The sequence below is a fragment of the Cryobacterium sp. N21 genome (assembly GCF_002929575.1).
Lineage (GTDB): Bacteria > Actinomycetota > Actinomycetes > Actinomycetales > Microbacteriaceae > Cryobacterium > Cryobacterium flavum.
Genome location: NZ_PJJQ01000026.1, coordinates 45,818 through 61,205, shown reverse-complemented (window position 1 = coordinate 61,205; position 15,388 = coordinate 45,818). Strand labels below are relative to the sequence as shown.

The following is a 15,388-nucleotide window of genomic DNA, read 5'->3' as shown; positions in this document are numbered from 1 at the left end:
GCCATCAGCGCCCCTCCTTCATGAACCCTCGGATCTCGTCAACGAGCACGCGAGTTACACGGCCGCGGGCCTGCGGCGCGCTGTCGGGTCCGGCACGGCGGGATGACTCCTCCTCGAGCGAACGCGTCCAAAGGTCGAGCGCTAACTGCCGCAGTCGGACGATGCTAACGCCGAGTTTCTTGGCCGCGCGCTCCTCGGCAAGGCTGCCTGCATTGCCTTTAGTCGGGTTCCGGGTCGCCGGTTCAGGGGGCATTTGGGACTGATCGAGGAGCTGGGCGAACCGGTCGTCCTCCTCGGCAGATGTCAAGCCTCGACCGTTCATCTCGCCCATCTTGCGCGAGACCTCAGCCTCAAATTCCCAGTCCACCTCGAAGTCATTCTCGGCATCGACAGGGTCGTCGGAGTTCCTTGTTACCCCTGCGCCCCTAAGCGCGTCATCGACCCATGAGCGCTTCACCGGGTATTGGCCACCGGCTACCAGAGTGAGAACCTCCACGTCTCCCAGCAGAGCTGAGAGCGTGAGCGGCCGCCCCAGGAGGTCCCCCAGGGCAAGCGCCAGCAGCAGCAGAGTCGGCAGCGTCAAGGACGCCTGCCCGCGCTCGATGTTACTGACGCTGCTGGCGCTCCAACTTGCGCCGTAAGAACGGGCGGCGTGGGCGATCTGGTCGAGTGTAAGACCTCGCTCCCGTCGCATTTGCGAGACAAACGCGCCGACGGCAGCAGATATTGTTTCGGATTCTCTCATGCTTACAGGATACAGAACTTGTAGATGAAAAAGAAAGCCACTAGCATCTAGTTACACGTTATAGAACTTGTAGAAAGGAACGCTGCAATGACAGTGCACCACCCAGAAGTGCGGCCAATCGCACTCCTCACGGCTAAGGACCTCTCGGCTCAGACCGGCATGTCGATGTCCACCATTTACCGCAAGCGCTCGAACGGCGAGTCGCTGCCTCGAGCAGTGAAACTCGGAGGGCACGCGGTTCGGTGGCGTCAGTCCGACGTCGACGCCTGGATCGAGGAGCAGCTCGAGCCTGCAGCGGGGTGACCCAAAAAGAACGCTATCCCAATTACCCCAGCCATGAAAAAGCAAAACGCCCCGACTATTGCCGAGGCGCTCTACACGATATTCAGCTCCAGCCAACGAGTTACAGCTCGTCTAACAGCCGAAAGAACCTAAACATGACACTACCAAAAGTCACCGAGACGGACAAGGATTCTCAGCCCGACCTCGTCCACGATGCGAACTCCGAGCGGACGACCTCCTCTGATGATCGCGTCTTGACCAGCGGTCCTCTCACAGACAATACGCGCGAGCGTCCTCCGGGCGCCGCAGAAGGCTCGAAAGTTGACACGGAATCAACGCGCCCTTCCAATGACGCGCTGGACTCGCGCAATGGCAAGAATCAACAGCCAACCAGCCTTGACAAACTTCCGCTGCAGTGGAGTCGTGCACAGCGTATCAACTTCGCCACCGAGGGTTACATTGAGGGTCTCCCTCACCTCGACCCCACGGTACTGCCCGCCAAGTTGACGGCGAACTCTGAGCTCTTGGCTCTCACGACACAGGCCTGCGTTCGCGAATGGGGCGGCGATGAAGGCAAAAAGAAGCCCGTTTATGTGCCGGGTGGCGCCCCTGCCGCGCTGACGGCATGGCAGCTCGCGATGCTCGCCGCACGCTGGCACCGGATCCGTCGGATCGCGCATGCTGGCCTGGGCGACACGACTCTCGATGAGCTCAGTTACTATCAGACCACCGGTGCGAACCGCGGTCTCTTCGTCGTCGATGAGTCTGCTCTGAGAGCGCTGATCCTCGGCTTCGACCAAGACATCCCCGACCCGAAGATGAGGGAGATCGTCGGCAAACTCTACGACATCGCGCCTCGCGTAGAGAAGACCTCTGACCGCGACGCAATCCCATGCAAGAGCCGTGTCTTCAATTTCCTGACGAAAACGCAGAGGGACTATGACCCCGACATCGATGTCTTCACGTCGAAACTCGCCGTCGACTGCCCTCCCACCGAACCGGAAGAACCGATGCGCTTCCTCAGCGACAGCTCTAAGTGGCAGTTCAGTGAATGGCTGATTGATCTCTTTAAACCTCTGGATGATGCGGAGGATATTGCGAATACAGTCTGGGAGATCATCAGCGCCAGCGTCCGCCCCGGCGTCCGCTGGAACAAGGCGGCATTCTTCCACAGCACCCTCGGCGAATCGGGAAAGGGCACGCTCGTCGAGATGATCCAACATTTATTCGGCGAGGGCTCTGGCGCGTATTGCTCGATCCCTCTCGACCAGTGGGGCGGGCCGGGCAATGATTTCAAACTAGAGCCGCTTCTCACTGCGATCGCCGTGCTGGTCGACGAAAACAACGTCGGGGAGCATCTCACCTTCCTAGCAAATTTGAAGGCCGCAGTAACGGGCGATCGTATCCCAATCAACCGCAAGGGGCGGAAGGTCATCACAATGCGCTTTCGCGGATTCGTTGTTCAGTGTGTCAACGCGCTTCCCAGCACTAAGGACAAGTCCAGCTCGTTCTCGCGCCGCCAGCTGTTCGTGCCTTTCCCGAAGAGTTTCACAGGAGCCGCATTTCCGGAGATCAAAGAGACTTTTCTGAGCGATCCCAAGGTGCTGGAGTACGTGCTCTGGCGCGTTCTCCATATGAAGCACTACACACTGTCAGAGCCGAATTCGTGCCGCGACCTGAAAGAGCAGGCGCAAATGCGAAACGACTTGGTTCGCGAGTTTTGGATGGAGCTTCGTGAGGACTTCGCATGGGATCTCCTACCATTCCCATTTCTGCACCGCCTATTCGAGGCGTGGCGCGTGCGCGAGAATCCCGGCAGCAAGCCGATAGGAAAGCAGACGTTCACCGACCGCGTGATGGAGGCCGTGCGCAATGATCAGCACTGGTTCTCTGACGGCCGCAACAAGGCAATCAATCGAGCTCAGCGGATGCTCGGTGAGGAACCGATGCTGCGCGAATATGGCGTCCCCTCGGATTCCTGGAACAACAAAGCGACGACGTTTAAAGGATTGCAGCGGCGCACCTCGCTGCCTGCCAGCGTTCAGGAGCTGTCGCATCTCTTGGCGAGCGACATTGCGGATTGGCAGCGTCGCGCCATCGAGGACGACGGCGTGAGCGATCCGACTCACGTGCCTGAACATGCGCGCATCCGCCGCATGGGCTCCGGCTGCTCGTGTCCGTCGAAGGGTGGCGCAACGAAACCGCAGCTCGCGCGGGCTGCCGCGGTCAACCGGTCAAAGGCGATTGTCGTCGCCTTTGAGAATGCGCGCGCAGACGCCGATGAGCGCGCAAGGACTCTGCTGACAGCTCCAACGGGTGGAATCCTGTCGCAAGTCGCGTAATTTGACGATGGCAGCGTTATCTTCGGTGACGATATCCTGCTTTAAGAAGGCCCCGCCAGATTCTGGCGGGGCCTTCTTAGATGGCGATTTGGTGATCGTTGCTCTCGACTTCGGTTCACTTGCTATTCTCCGTAATCGCCTACCCTGCCTCGCCTATACATGGCCACTTTCTCAGCGTCGAAGGGCGTGCTCGTCCGCCACGTCCCTCTCGGCGTGGCGAGTCGGTGCAGCCAGTCGTGCTGAACGTGGCATTCGTCAGTCTCCCGCCCCGCGCGAGGCACAGACGGGCCTACGGCCAGCTACCGCAGAGCGAGCATGCACACAGGGGGAGAGCTCAAGGCGATGGTGAGCTAGATTACAAATCTCATCTGAGATTACAGACTCGGCTACATCGTTGTAACGGCGGCAACAGCAGGATTCCGCGGCTGAAAGCACCAGTATTACAGAATTACTAAGTTACAAAAGATCTAGAGATGCACAGAAGGCCCTTATTTCATCACCTGGCCCCTTGTACGGTTGAGGGGAGAGAATATTCGTAACTAGAAAATCGTGGTTGAAAAACGCCTTCTGAACTGGGTATTTACTCGTTACAAGAGGTGGTCCGCAATCGTAATGGCGCCATCCACTCAGCCCCACCTTCTCCCCCACTTACCCGCCATGGAATTCCGGCCCGCTCCCCCAGGTCGGTCGAGCATAGCCCCCTCCTACGCCGCGATCGTGTGCCCCGCGCCGCATCGGCTTTCACCGCGACTCGTGCGGAGATCGACTCGCATGCTGCCACCGTCGGCGACAGCGTTGTCCCTGTCTTCCCCTCGCTCTCCGAAGATGGGACTGAGTCCATCGCAGTTTGAGCGGTGGCGGCCTTAAAAGTAGACATTTCAGCGATGGCCAGCACCGACTGGGACAGCCTTCGTGCCGAGACTCGATACTAGGCAGCGGCTAAGGACTACGAAGCCATCGTTTTCCGCAGCCAGCGCGGAGCCGGCTTTCTACCCAGCTGCGCTGAACGCGGTCTCAGCGGCGGGTTCGCGCAGCGCCCAGATGGGCCATGTCTTCAGCTGGTCGCGTTCCTCAGGCTTGAGCAGCTCGAGGCAGTATTTGGCGTCTTCGTGGTCGTCGAGCAGGAGGGCGCAGGCGACTTCGATCTGGCCGGCAAGTTCAAGGTCGCTTCTCGACATCAAGCGTTTAAGATCTCGGATCTCGCTTCGGTGCGCACTGTTGAGATCTCCTCTTCTTTTAAGAATCTGCCATCGGTTCACGAGATGGTGTGGTTCCTCCCCCGCCGTAGCGATGAGCCACTCGGAAAGTGCATTCGCCGCGCCGAGGAATTCTCCGCGGCGCTCCTCGTTCGCATCCGCTGCGGAGATGAGCGACAGCACCTGGAGATTTGCCATGGTGGCGGTGTCAGGGAGGTCGGCGATGACGTCATACGCTTCGGTGATCCGCTCCAGCCATAGATTCAGGATTGATTTCAGGTCCCCGTTCTCAACGATCTCGTACATCGTTGATGGTATGTACTCGGACTCATCATCATCGGTGCGCTTCCGTCCTGCCCGAAATTCGTGGCGTGATTCCGGGGCAAACGGATCGATGTAGCGCCACGATCCCGGATCTGATCCGCGAGTGACGAGAAGCATCAATTGCCAACGGCCTACCTGCCGCACTACCCACCCAGGTTCTCCATTTTCAGCGAAGAACTCTTTGTGGTTTACCAACGAACTGTGAACGAGCTGAAGTTCCCGATGCTGGTTCTGGTCGATTTCGCTGAGGTTCACCAGCTTGGCATCCACTCCGAGCACTTTGAAGAGATCGGCTAACTTGCAAAGGTAGTCCAGATGACGACGCAGCTCCGGATCATCACCGGTGACCTTCTCGAACGGGATTGCTCCCCCATCAACGACGAGCGGATGACGATCGAGCAATGCCACAAAGAAGCTGAGGGCCTTCAGCCGCTCCGGGAGAAGGTCCACCAAAGTGAAGTTTGCTTGCACCGACTGGACATTTGAAACCTTTCGGAAGCGCAGCGACAGCCCATCTGCGAGCTTCATCTCGACGGTCTCATCGTCGATCGTTTGCACAGTTACCTGGTCAAACAAGAAACCGCCGCACTCGATTTTCACGTCGACGCTACGAGGAATGTAGGTCGGCGGGAAGAGCTGCAGCTCACCATCGAGGTGCAGCGACAACCCCTCAGTCGTCGTGAGTACCACTGTGACTTCGGTCTCACCAGTCACCAGCGACACTGGAACATCAAGTTTCAAGTTCTGGGCTGAGAAAACCGTCAGACTCTTCATCTGGGGAAACAGCGAGGAAACATTGCCCGCGGACGGTCGCTGCTCTTTGGTCTTGTGCGCGAAGTGTAGGAGCCGTTCAATCTCATCCTGGTTGGTCGGGAAGTCCTTGAGTGGCACCGAAATTTGCTTGGTTGTCGGTGCGGCGTCGGAAAGAATCTTCTCGATACGAAACGGCGAAAGGAGGGCGTAGTAGGGATGCCGTTCTCCTGTATCGCGGTCAATGGATACGACGAAATACAAGACGCCCGAGTCGGCCTGATAGGCCAGAAGGTCAGTCCGTGAGATCGGATAGGACTTCTTGAACCTCCCCTTGGCTGGGGTACTTCGTCCTTTGACCTGGACCGAGACGCGTCCGACCCACTCGTCCTTGCTGCGCTCGAGGCCGCTGTAAATTTCGATGTGCCCATCCGTGAACGGCGTCTTGTCGTTGGTTGTGATCTGCTGAATTAGGTGCGGGCACATCGCAACCAAAGTGCTTATCTCGTTCACCGCGAGGGTCTCGATGTCCATGACAAGAGTCTCTCAGAAACCTTGTCAACGACTGACTCGCATGGCGTCCAAGGCTGTTCCCCAGTCCGTCTGCTACCCCCAACGGAGTCATCATCGTTCGAATAGCGGTCGGAAAATGGGCACGTCGCGCCCACTCCCACCTAAGCCGAACAGAGCGGGAGGCCTTGGACCGCAAAGTGTCCACAATATGGTTACCGGTCGCCCACTCGGGCCCGCAATTACGGTCAAGTATTTTCACCGGACAGATGGGGACCAATCAATGTCCACATATTGGTCAAGTTCTGGTCGCAAAGTGCGGTCCCGGCTCCCGGACGCCTCGGCCGTTCCGTGAAGGCCTAGACGCGGGTACATCTGTGCTCACGACGTTGAAGATGACCATTGAGACAAGGCCGCGGACACGTCGACCCGATGACAGCTCCGTGCTCGCACAGACCCTGAACGCCTCCAGGGTCTGGTCAATTCGCTGCTCAGGCGTTCGACCTGCGCAGCGGTTGCAGCATCGCTGAGGGCCGATTTCACAACAGTGAAGCCCACCACACGGCCATCGCACGGGGTGCGCTTGCCGGCCCCGACCAGGGGTGGATGCGCGCGGTGACAGGGGGTCTCGGGGGGCGCAGCCCCCTGAGCAAGGAGTTATCCAAAGATATGAGCGGAGCGATATGTCTGACGGATAAACTGCTTGCCGTACTTCTTGTAGGCTGGTACCACCCTCGCGGAGCGTGGGAGATACAGGACCGGACTACAAGAAGTACCGAGCGGAGGGGGCGGACTGATGACGAGGACCGATGAGGCAAGCGGAGCGATGCCGAAGCGGACGAGGAAGAAGGCCGTCAACTTCGCGAAGCGGCGCACACTGCGGTTCAGTGACAGTGAGGAACGAGCTGTCGAAAACGTGCGTCGGGCTTTGGCCCGGTCCAGCGGTCGGGACATCGCAGATGTCACCTTCAGCGAAGCACTGCGCCTGCTCATTACGAACAAGATCGGCACCGCCGAGATTGAAGCGCAAGCGCTCGTGATGGAGCGTAACGGCGTATCGCCGGGACCTAATCTTGCCAGCATGTCCGACCGGCTCGGCTATGAGCTGGGTCCAATCAGGAATTTCCTTTCGCACATTTCTGGGAACGTGAATCAAATCGCGAAAAGGCTCAACATGAATGATCAGGTGACGGCCGACGAAGTCTCGAACGCACTCGAGGGCGTTGCTGAGATGAAGGCAATGCCAGACGAGATCGAACGGCGCATCGCGCACCTTGTCGCGCAAGGTCTTCCACCGCGCGGAGCGGTGTAGCCATGCCAGTTGTAGTAGCGAGTGCATCGCGCTCAGGTCATGCGCTCATAAGTTATGCCCTCGACGACAAGCCCGACCAAAAGGGAGAGCGCTACGTGATGGCGTCGGGCGTCGGCGGATTGCTTGTCTCGGTCGCGAAGCAGCAGATGCGAGACGTCAGAAAGAAGTGGGGCAAGGACAAGCCTGGCGCGTTTGTGCAGGCGTACCACGTGATCGAAAGCTTCGCGAAGGATGAGCTCGATCCAGATGATCCTGACTCTTGGATGACGGCGCAAAAATTGGGCCGCGCGCTGGCTGTGGACCGTTTCCCTGGTCGGCAGGTGCTCATCGTCACGCAGCGCGACGGCAAGACAGGCTGCGTGCACAATCACATCGTCGTAAACAGCGTCGATACCAAAACAGGCCGGAGCCTCGACAGCAGCATTGTCATGCATTCCCGTCTCGTCGAAGCCCACGAGCGCGTCCTCGAAGCCGAAGGGTTCGAGCAACGCGCCGATCTCAAGAAGGCGTTCTCTGACGCCTCTGAGCGCCAAGAGCGGGGTGAGCCGAGCGGGCTCCGCAGGGGCAACTCGACGCAGCGAAGTGAGCTTCGCGAGTTCCAGCGATACATCATGTGGGAAGCAGACAGCGACATCGCCGACGAGTTCGGGGCAGCGCACAAAGCAGAGCCGTTCAGCTCGACAGTTCTCAAGAACCTCATCGAGCAGACGCTTGCAGATCCAGCGGCTATAGGCTGGGCCAGCTTTGTCGCCGCGGGCCGCGCGCACGGAGTTCACATCCAGCAGCGTGGAAAGAAGGGCCGCGGCATTTCTTACGGCATGCTGCGAGAGCAGCCCGACGGCACGCGCGCTGAAGCCGCAGCAAGCGACCGCCGACGCTGTTCGTCGCTCGGTACTGGCTTTGAGATGGATGCGGTGGATCTGGCGCTGGCGCGCAACAGCGCAGCTCAGCAGGCGGTAGCCATTCCTGTTGCTGCCGCGCCAGTGCAGATGACGCTCACTAAGCCACTAAATCGACCGGCCCAGCAGGGCCTAACCATGAACGAACGGTTGAGGGCCGCGCTAGCTGCGGTCCACGAAGAAGCGAACGTCAAGACACAGCAGACGATCGCTGAATACAATTCAGCGAAAGCCACCTCTACAAACGTGGAGATATCGGACGCTACCTCCACGCAGCCCGAACAGCGGGCAGCTGCGCCTATTCCCGACGTTGTGTCGCTCCCCGCTCTGCCTGAGGCAAACGAGGCGCGGGAAGACGTTCAGCTTGCCCCAACGGCAACGATTGACCCCGACGCCGCCGAGGTCGTCTCGACGCCTCAGGAAGTCAAGCAGGCTGCCGAGAAGCTGCGTACGGTCAACGACCGCAACCGGCGCCTCGGTCTGCCGGCTGTGTCGCCCGAGCAACACGCTGCCAACCAGGCTATGACGCCCGAGCAACGTAAGCGGCGGCTGGAGCATCCCGAGTGGTTCGACGACATTGAGGCGGTCACGAAGCCTAGTAAACAGGAGCACGTGCTTTGAGACTGCAGGCAACGACGGACGGCCGCCGGAGCCCGAAAGGGGCGTCAGCAGCAGCTCAGCAGTGGTGATGCACGGATATAGTCGGCGTCATGAGCGCTGACTGCACGACCAACTCCCCTACCGATCCATTCGTGCACTGGTGCGAGACGTGCGGCCGTGAAGAGGTGCTCAGCACCCAAGACGCTTTTGATGCCGGGTGGGATTTTCCTCCCAGAATGGGAACCTTCGGCGTAATCTCGCCGCGCACCTGCCCAAGCTGCCCAATGACGAGCACCGTGTGGTGGGCGATCTCAGTTGAGAAGCTCAGCATGGACGACCTGACGCCTCACCAGCTGAAGGTTCTTGGCCGGATCCTAGAAGAAGTTCCACCAAGCGCCGGCGGCGTGCAGTAGCCGAGTTCGACTGGTATCCGAGAGAACGTGCACCATACCGAGGCAGAGACTCTCGTGTGGGGGCAATCGGCCCGCTGGCGACGTCGTTTGAATGCCTCTAGTCTGCTGTTCATGACCCCTCCCGCGCCCACCCCAAATGATGCCGAGGGGCGCATCTACCAGCCCGTCTCGGACGCAGCTGTTTGGCGACTCGCGGAAGCCGTGGCCTACCTGGCCAACGATTCTGACTATTTCCTTCAAGCGCTAACCGACATGCTCACGGCAATGAGGCCAATCTCGCGCGAGCGGCCGACCGATAACGAAGTTCGCTTCCTGATCGAGTCAGGTGGATTCACCGCTGAAGCGTGGGCCGAGACTTCGGCATCCGTCGACAGGGGATATTTGCAGCTTGGTGAAACGCAGGGGTGGCTGCTGGACCTTTTCGCAACCATGTCGCTCGAGAACGTCAGTGGGTTTCTGGGTTGGGACGAAAAAGCCGTTCAGACAGCTGTCACTGACGCGTACCTCTATGCGGTCGAAGTATCAGGCCGGCTCCGATTTCCTTTATGGCAGTTCATTGTCGGAGATCCCAACAAGCTCATTCCCGGGCTCACCGACATAATCGAGGTCGTCACGCCGAGAGGGGATTGGCACAGCATTGCTGGCTTCATGGCGACGCCGCAGTCACGCCTCGTCGCCGAGGGGTGCAAGACCCCCGCTCAGTGGCTCCGAGACGGCGGCGACGTCCACGACGTCATTGAGATCGTGGAAGCTTCGGATTGGCGTTGAGCACTTGGCACCGACACCTGATGGGGCGCTACAAGATCCGTAAGTAGAGAGGGTGAGGAACGGATGAATGAATCAGGCTGGCGGTATCCATTCCGGGTAGATCGCGTAGATGAGACGAGTCAGCAGCCAACCGTGACTGGTCGGACACGGGACATCGTTCGCGCCGAACCGCGCCAAATCCCGATCGATCTGATGCCGTTGTTCTTGGAACTGACGGGCGAGGACACCTCCGACGAATGGGCGCGGGGCGCGGGCCTGTACATCCGACACGTGCGGAAGACCACGAAAGCTCGTCCATCGTTTTCGAGACTCTTCAATAAGCTCCTGTCCCAAAATGAAGCCGGGGCGACGGCCCCACGAAAGCAAAAATACTTCTTCAATCAGATCGTCGCGATTCACTGGCGCCGCAGGGGTTGGATCTGGTTCACACGCGATTCATGCTCGTTGTCTGAGGGACCGGCGTCCAAGGACTTCGGCCGCGCTCAGAGAGCGAAGGCCCGTGCCTCACGATTCGTAGTGACCGAGCTGCGCGCGTTCCGGCTCGAGGCGGAGTTAGAGGACTACCTCCGGGCCCATCCGTCGATACTGGGCGCGGATCTGCTGATTATCGGCAAACAGGTGCAGACGACTTCCAAGCGCCGCATCGATCTTCTGGCGATCGATGCAACAGGCAGAATCCATATCATTGAACTGAAGGTGGATGGGACTACCCTCGAGATCGTTGGCCAGGTGACCGACTACCTGTTCTGGGTCCAGCAACTCGACAGTACCGAAATTATTACCATCGCCGCTCGAGGTGAGTACGGCATCGACTTGGAATTTGCTTTCTGCGAGCGATTTGGGCACCCTCTACCCGTGGTGATCAACCAATCCCAGGTCCTCACGATCATCGCAGCGTCTATCGACCTGCGAACTCAGCGCAGCATGATGGCAATCAGGCATTCCGGACTTTTGACCACAATGTTCCGCTACACCATCCAGTCCGATACCGTCAGCCTGATACCGTGCTGTCGGGATGGCGAGGATGTTGAAGCCACGCGCGTCACGCCAAGTCTCCAGGCTCTGCGAAAAGGTGTGACCGCTCCGAAGTCGCATCTGCCATGGGGCATCAAAATACACATTGACGATAGCGTCCGTGAGTTCTGGCTGACCCACGCTCCGCATTTCCCGACCATCGTACTTTTCAGCGTCATCTACGCTGATTACGAGCAGTGGGTTCGCGCACGAGCAGACGAAGGCCTAGAGCTCGTCACGGTAGGGCTATTCGGCCGGCAGCTGGTTGCGATCGTTGCTGAGTCCGACGAGTGGGTACACGTCTTTATTCCGACCGGGAGCACTATGAAATCGCTCGCGGCATTGAAAAGCCTGCCGTCGACTCGCCCCGACCCAGCGGACGGCCACCACACTGGGGCATATCTGCGAAATCCGGGCTACCGGGAATCTGAACGCTAGTCGAAACCAGGGTATTGCTTCAAAGCAGCACGTCTCACTCGATTCGGCGCACAAGCTCAGCCATCTCGGCCATCACGTCGGTGCACGATTCCGCTTGCGGTTGAGAAGCGCTTATTTCGAGTTATCGCGTTAACTCGAAGTAAGAGTGCGCCTATTCCGAGTTAGACGCCTCCGGCGAGCCCGAGATTTGTACTTGAAACCGAAGACGCTCAGACTGATCTCGATCGTGGCCCTGACGGTGGCGTTGGGAAGTTCTGTCACCAGGTGACACCGCCGGAGTGCTTGGGGACTGAGTAGTAGTTGAACATATCGAAGACGCTGACGGTCATAGCGGGTTCTCAGTCTCTAATCAGCCAAGGGAAGTGGGGCGCCGAGTGTGGCCCGTCGCCCCACCAAGCAAATTTCTATCGCTGCATCGAAGGAAACGGCGCGGAAGGTGTTGCAGTCGGTACCCACACGGCCTTCAGTTGGGTGTACTCATCGATCACCCCGGGGCCCGAGGAGCGCCCGTGCCCGGAGTCTCCAAAACCGCCAAAGGGGACGGCGACATGAATGGTCTTATACGAGTTTATCCAAAAGGTCCCTGATTTCACCGCGGCGGCGACACGGTGTGCGCGGGCAACATCCGAGGTCCATACAGCGCCGGCGAGGCCGAAGTTGGTCGCGTTCGCGCGGGAGACGGCCTCCTCTTCGGAGTCAAAAGTACTGACTCCAAGTACTGGTCCGAATACCTCCGTCGTCTCAAGGCGGTGGTCGGGTTCGACGCCGTCGAGGACGGTAGGAATGACCCAGTTTCCCGCGGCGAAGATGCCGTTAAGGAGTCCGGCCGGCGCGGACGTGCCGGTGAGGCGGGTTGCTCCGTCTTCTTGGCCGCTGCCGATGAGGCCGCGGATGGTCTCGACCTGACGGCGGGAGATGATCGGTCCGACCTCGGTGGTCGGATCCAGCGGGTCGCCTAAACGCAGGTTGTTGACGTGGTCGACGACCTTTGCCACGAACTCGTCGTGAATGCTGCGTTCGACGAGGAGACGGGATCCCGCGACGCAGGACTGGCCCGCTCCGGCGAAGATCGCGTTGACCGCGCCCATGGCGGCCTGGTCGAGGTCGGCGTCGGCGAAGACGATGTTCGCGCTCTTGCCTCCGAGCTCTAGCACAACGGGGATTCCTGCGCCGGCGGCCGCGCGGGCGACGATACGGCCCACGGGGACGGAGCCGATGAAGCTGAGCTTGCCGACGCGGCGGTCCGTCGAGAGCTGCGCTCCGATAGTGGTCCCCATTCCGACGGCCACCGAGAATACACCGGCCGGGAGCCCTGCCTCTTCGGCGAGCTGGGCGAGACGGATAGTGCTGAGGGGCGTGAACTCGCTCGGCTTGATAATGACGGCGTTACCTGCAGCCAGCGGGGCTGCCGAATTCCATCCGGCGGTATTCAGCGGAGCGTTCCACGGGGTGACGGCGACGACAACCCCCCACGGGACGCGCTGTGTATAGGTGAGCCAGTCACCGGGGACGGGAATCGTCTGGCCGGTGACCTTATCTGCCCATCCGGCGTAGTAGCCGAACATCTGCGCCACGCGTCCGGCTTCGACGCGTGCATCGCGCAATGGCTTGCCGGTGGTGACGGTCTCCAGGATGGCGAGTTCTTCTTGGTGGTCGGAAATGTTCTTCGCGACGGCGCGGAGGATCTCGGCCCGGTCGAACGGGTTCATGACTCCCCAGATTTTCGCTCCCTGCGTGGCAGCGTCGAGGACGATGTCGGCGCCAGCCGTGCCGGGGTCGGGGTAGCTGAGGACGCTCTCGCCGGTGGCGGCGTCGATGAGCTCGATGGGGTCGCCGCTGCCGACGTGGACGCGGCCGTTGGCGTAGACGCCTATCCCGTCGGCAAAGGTCTCCGCGATGAGAGTTCGGGCCCGTTCGGCGGGGTGGGTCGAGCTGCCGCGGACGGATTCGAGGATGGTTGTCATGGTCAGGAGTCTTTCTGCGTCGTGGCTGCCGCTGCCGGGGTAAGGGCGTCGGTGGCGGTGGTGAAGGTGGTGGTGGCGGAGGTGAAGTCGGCGGCAGGGCCGAGTGAGACAAGAGCTTGCTGCCATGCCTCGTTGGTCTGGGCGAACACGCGGGGTGTGGCACCGCCTTGTAAGGCGACGGCGTACGCGAGGGCGACGTCGCGGGACATGAGGCCGAGGGAGAATCCGGAGCTGAAGTTGCCGTTGAGGATCTGCTCCGGGTACATCTTCGTGCTGACCGTGGACGCGCCGGTGGCGGTGTTCAGGGCGGCGACGGCGGAGTCGAGGTTGATGCCGTAGGCGGCGGCGACGTCCATCGCTTCGGCTACTGCGAGGAGGTTGGTGGAGACGAGCATGTTGTTGAGCAGTTTCACGACGTTTCCGGCGCCGGCGGGTCCGACATGCTTCCATTTCCCGCCGGTCAGTCCGGCGAGGACGGGCTGGGCAGCAGAGATGGCGTCGTCGGAGCCGCCGACGAAGGAGGCGAGGGTGCCGGTGGCAGCGCCGGTGTTTCCGCCGGAGACGGGCGCGTCGACGAATTGTGCTCCGCTCTCGACGGCGAGGGCGGACATCTTCTGGCTGGTCTTCGGTTCGGAGGTGGTGGTGTCGATGATCGCGATCGTGCCCGGTGCGGTTAACAATGCGGGAACGGTGCCTTCGACGATTTTCGCTGACGGGAGCGACATGACGATGTAGGGGATGCCGGCGAGGGCGTCGACGGTGTCGACGAGAGTGATTCCGGCGGCGACCGCGGTAGTCCGAGCGGCTTCGGAGGGGTCGAAGCCGAGCACAGTCCAGCCTTGGCCGACGAAGGACGTGGCCATGGCTCCGCCCATGGATCCGAGGCCAATGATGCCGATACGTCGATCGGTGGGGAGTGTGATGCTCATGGGAGTCCCTTTCTGTATGTTGTGTCGGTAGGTCAGTCGTTGAAGGTGCCGAGCTGCTGCCACAGTTCCTGCGTTCGGCGCAGTGCTGCGCGGCTTCGCTCGGGGCGCGCAGCTTCCATGCCCGAGAGCAGCCCGTAGACCACCGATGTCGCGGCGGTCGCGGACTGGAGAAAGGAGACACCTTCGCTGGGAACGATGAGGGGCAAGTCGGCGGCGGCGGCGAGTTTCCCGCGCCGCATGTCGGTGATGGCGATGACCGTCGTGCCGGTATGTTTGGCAGCTTCGGCAGCGGCGAGGACGTCTCTGATGGGGCGCCAGACGTTGCAGACGACGAGGACGTCGTCTGCGGTCAGCGTCGTCATGGCCGTGGCGAGGTGGGGTCCGCCGCGCCCCTCGAATGAGATGGGGTACCCCATCACTGAACCCAGGTGGGCAAGAACGGATGCTGGGGCGCTGAACGACCCCATACCGACGACTAGGATACGACCGGCGGAGGCGAGCGCTTCGATGGCTGCTTCGCTGTCGGTGATCTCGATGGAGTCGATCGTTTGTTGGAGGTTGGCGATGTCCTGGTGGATGGCGTCGTGGACGGCGCTCGGCAGTGTGGACGACGGGTGCGCGCGGAGGGTCTCTTCGGAGGTCAGCGTCGCCAGATAGCGGACACGCAGCTCCTGCTGCAGTTCCGGCCAGCCTTTGAAGCCCAGAGCTTGAGCAAAACGAACCACAGTGCTGGGATTGACTCCCGCTCGTTCGGAGATCTCGGCGATTTCGGAGTACGAGGCGAGCTGCTGGTTCTTTAGGACGACTTCGGCAACGCGTCGGTGGGACGGGGTGTGTCCCCCGGCGGGCTCTAAATCGTCGAGCCAGAGAGTTAGCGGATCAGTCATGTGCCATCCCGTTTC

Annotated in this window: 12 protein-coding genes; 7 read left to right on the top strand and 5 right to left on the bottom strand. The window is 60.5% G+C overall.

What is annotated here, in order from left to right:
* Positions 1-4: 4 nt before the first annotated feature.
* Complete coding sequence (locus tag CXY77_RS03390) at positions 5-745, bottom strand: helix-turn-helix domain-containing protein (RefSeq protein WP_104129705.1); 741 nt, start codon at positions 743-745, stop codon at positions 5-7.
* 87 nt (positions 746-832) lie between these two features.
* Here CXY77_RS03390 and CXY77_RS03385 point away from each other — a divergent pair, with 87 nt between their 5' ends.
* Together CXY77_RS03385 and CXY77_RS03380 are read left to right on the top strand one after the other, a co-directional pair.
* Positions 833-1,048 carry an AlpA family transcriptional regulator gene (locus CXY77_RS03385; protein ID WP_104129704.1) on the top strand — a complete coding sequence of 72 codons (216 nt, stop codon included), beginning with the start codon at positions 833-835 and terminating at the stop codon, positions 1,046-1,048.
* A gap of 134 nt (positions 1,049-1,182) precedes the next feature.
* Positions 1,183-3,369, top strand: coding sequence for a DUF5906 domain-containing protein (locus CXY77_RS03380; RefSeq protein WP_104129703.1), 2,187 nt, complete (start codon positions 1,183-1,185; stop codon positions 3,367-3,369).
* Between the two features lie 989 nt (positions 3,370-4,358).
* Here CXY77_RS03380 and CXY77_RS03375 read toward each other — a convergent pair.
* A complete protein-coding gene (locus tag CXY77_RS03375) occupies positions 4,359-6,173 on the bottom strand; it encodes a hypothetical protein (RefSeq protein ID WP_104129702.1) in 1,815 nt (604 codons plus the stop codon).
* 772 nt (positions 6,174-6,945) lie between these two features.
* On the opposite strand from CXY77_RS03375, the gene mobC reads away from it, so the two are divergent.
* The 5 genes from mobC (at position 6,946) to CXY77_RS03350 (ending at position 11,593) form a co-directional block, all read left to right on the top strand.
* Positions 6,946-7,461 (top strand): plasmid mobilization relaxosome protein MobC, encoded by a 516-nt coding sequence (mobC, locus tag CXY77_RS03370; protein WP_104129701.1) that lies wholly within the window; start codon positions 6,946-6,948, stop codon positions 7,459-7,461.
* Positions 7,462-7,463: 2 nt separating this feature from the next.
* On the top strand, positions 7,464-8,981 hold the full coding sequence (locus CXY77_RS03365) for a relaxase/mobilization nuclease domain-containing protein (RefSeq protein WP_104129700.1): 1,518 nt from the start codon (positions 7,464-7,466) through the stop codon (positions 8,979-8,981).
* 89 nt (positions 8,982-9,070) lie between these two features.
* Complete coding sequence (locus CXY77_RS03360; protein ID WP_104129699.1) at positions 9,071-9,373, top strand: hypothetical protein; 303 nt, start codon at positions 9,071-9,073, stop codon at positions 9,371-9,373.
* Positions 9,374-9,484: 111 nt separating this feature from the next.
* A complete protein-coding gene (locus CXY77_RS03355) occupies positions 9,485-10,141 on the top strand; it encodes a hypothetical protein (protein WP_104129698.1) in 657 nt (218 codons plus the stop codon).
* A 63-nt stretch (positions 10,142-10,204) separates the two neighbouring features.
* Positions 10,205-11,593, top strand: coding sequence for a hypothetical protein (locus CXY77_RS03350; protein WP_140425475.1), 1,389 nt, complete (start codon positions 10,205-10,207; stop codon positions 11,591-11,593).
* 404 nt (positions 11,594-11,997) lie between these two features.
* Here the strand turns inward: CXY77_RS03350 and CXY77_RS03345 are convergent, their stop codons facing one another.
* From CXY77_RS03345 to CXY77_RS03335, 3 genes are read right to left on the bottom strand one after another with little or no spacing between them, the layout of a single operon-like run.
* A complete protein-coding gene (locus CXY77_RS03345; protein ID WP_104129696.1) occupies positions 11,998-13,557 on the bottom strand; it encodes an aldehyde dehydrogenase in 1,560 nt (519 codons plus the stop codon).
* A 2-nt stretch (positions 13,558-13,559) separates the two neighbouring features.
* On the bottom strand, positions 13,560-14,486 hold the full coding sequence (locus CXY77_RS03340; protein ID WP_104129695.1) for an NAD(P)-dependent oxidoreductase: 927 nt from the start codon (positions 14,484-14,486) through the stop codon (positions 13,560-13,562).
* Positions 14,487-14,518: 32 nt separating this feature from the next.
* Complete coding sequence (locus CXY77_RS03335; protein WP_104129694.1) at positions 14,519-15,373, bottom strand: MurR/RpiR family transcriptional regulator; 855 nt, start codon at positions 15,371-15,373, stop codon at positions 14,519-14,521.
* Positions 15,374-15,388: the final 15 nt, after the last annotated feature.

What these genes read in the sequence shown, in the direction of transcription:
- CXY77_RS03340 (WP_104129695.1), bottom strand. Translation starts at nt 14,486, where the DNA reads ATGAGCATCACACTCCCCACCGATCGACGTATCGGCATCATTGGCCTC.
- CXY77_RS03355 (WP_104129698.1), top strand. Translation starts at nt 9,485, where the DNA reads ATGACCCCTCCCGCGCCCACCCCAAATGATGCCGAGGGGCGCATCTAC.
- CXY77_RS03385 (WP_104129704.1), top strand. Translation starts at nt 833, where the DNA reads ATGACAGTGCACCACCCAGAAGTGCGGCCAATCGCACTCCTCACGGCT.
- CXY77_RS03365 (WP_104129700.1), top strand. Translation starts at nt 7,464, where the DNA reads ATGCCAGTTGTAGTAGCGAGTGCATCGCGCTCAGGTCATGCGCTCATA.
- CXY77_RS03335 (WP_104129694.1), bottom strand. Translation starts at nt 15,373, where the DNA reads ATGACTGATCCGCTAACTCTCTGGCTCGACGATTTAGAGCCCGCCGGG.
- CXY77_RS03380 (WP_104129703.1), top strand. Translation starts at nt 1,183, where the DNA reads ATGACACTACCAAAAGTCACCGAGACGGACAAGGATTCTCAGCCCGAC.
- CXY77_RS03360 (WP_104129699.1), top strand. Translation starts at nt 9,071, where the DNA reads ATGAGCGCTGACTGCACGACCAACTCCCCTACCGATCCATTCGTGCAC.
- CXY77_RS03350 (WP_140425475.1), top strand. Translation starts at nt 10,205, where the DNA reads ATGAATGAATCAGGCTGGCGGTATCCATTCCGGGTAGATCGCGTAGAT.
- CXY77_RS03375 (WP_104129702.1), bottom strand. Translation starts at nt 6,173, where the DNA reads ATGGACATCGAGACCCTCGCGGTGAACGAGATAAGCACTTTGGTTGCG.
- CXY77_RS03390 (WP_104129705.1), bottom strand. Translation starts at nt 745, where the DNA reads ATGAGAGAATCCGAAACAATATCTGCTGCCGTCGGCGCGTTTGTCTCG.
- mobC (WP_104129701.1), top strand. Translation starts at nt 6,946, where the DNA reads ATGACGAGGACCGATGAGGCAAGCGGAGCGATGCCGAAGCGGACGAGG.
- CXY77_RS03345 (WP_104129696.1), bottom strand. Translation starts at nt 13,557, where the DNA reads ATGACAACCATCCTCGAATCCGTCCGCGGCAGCTCGACCCACCCCGCC.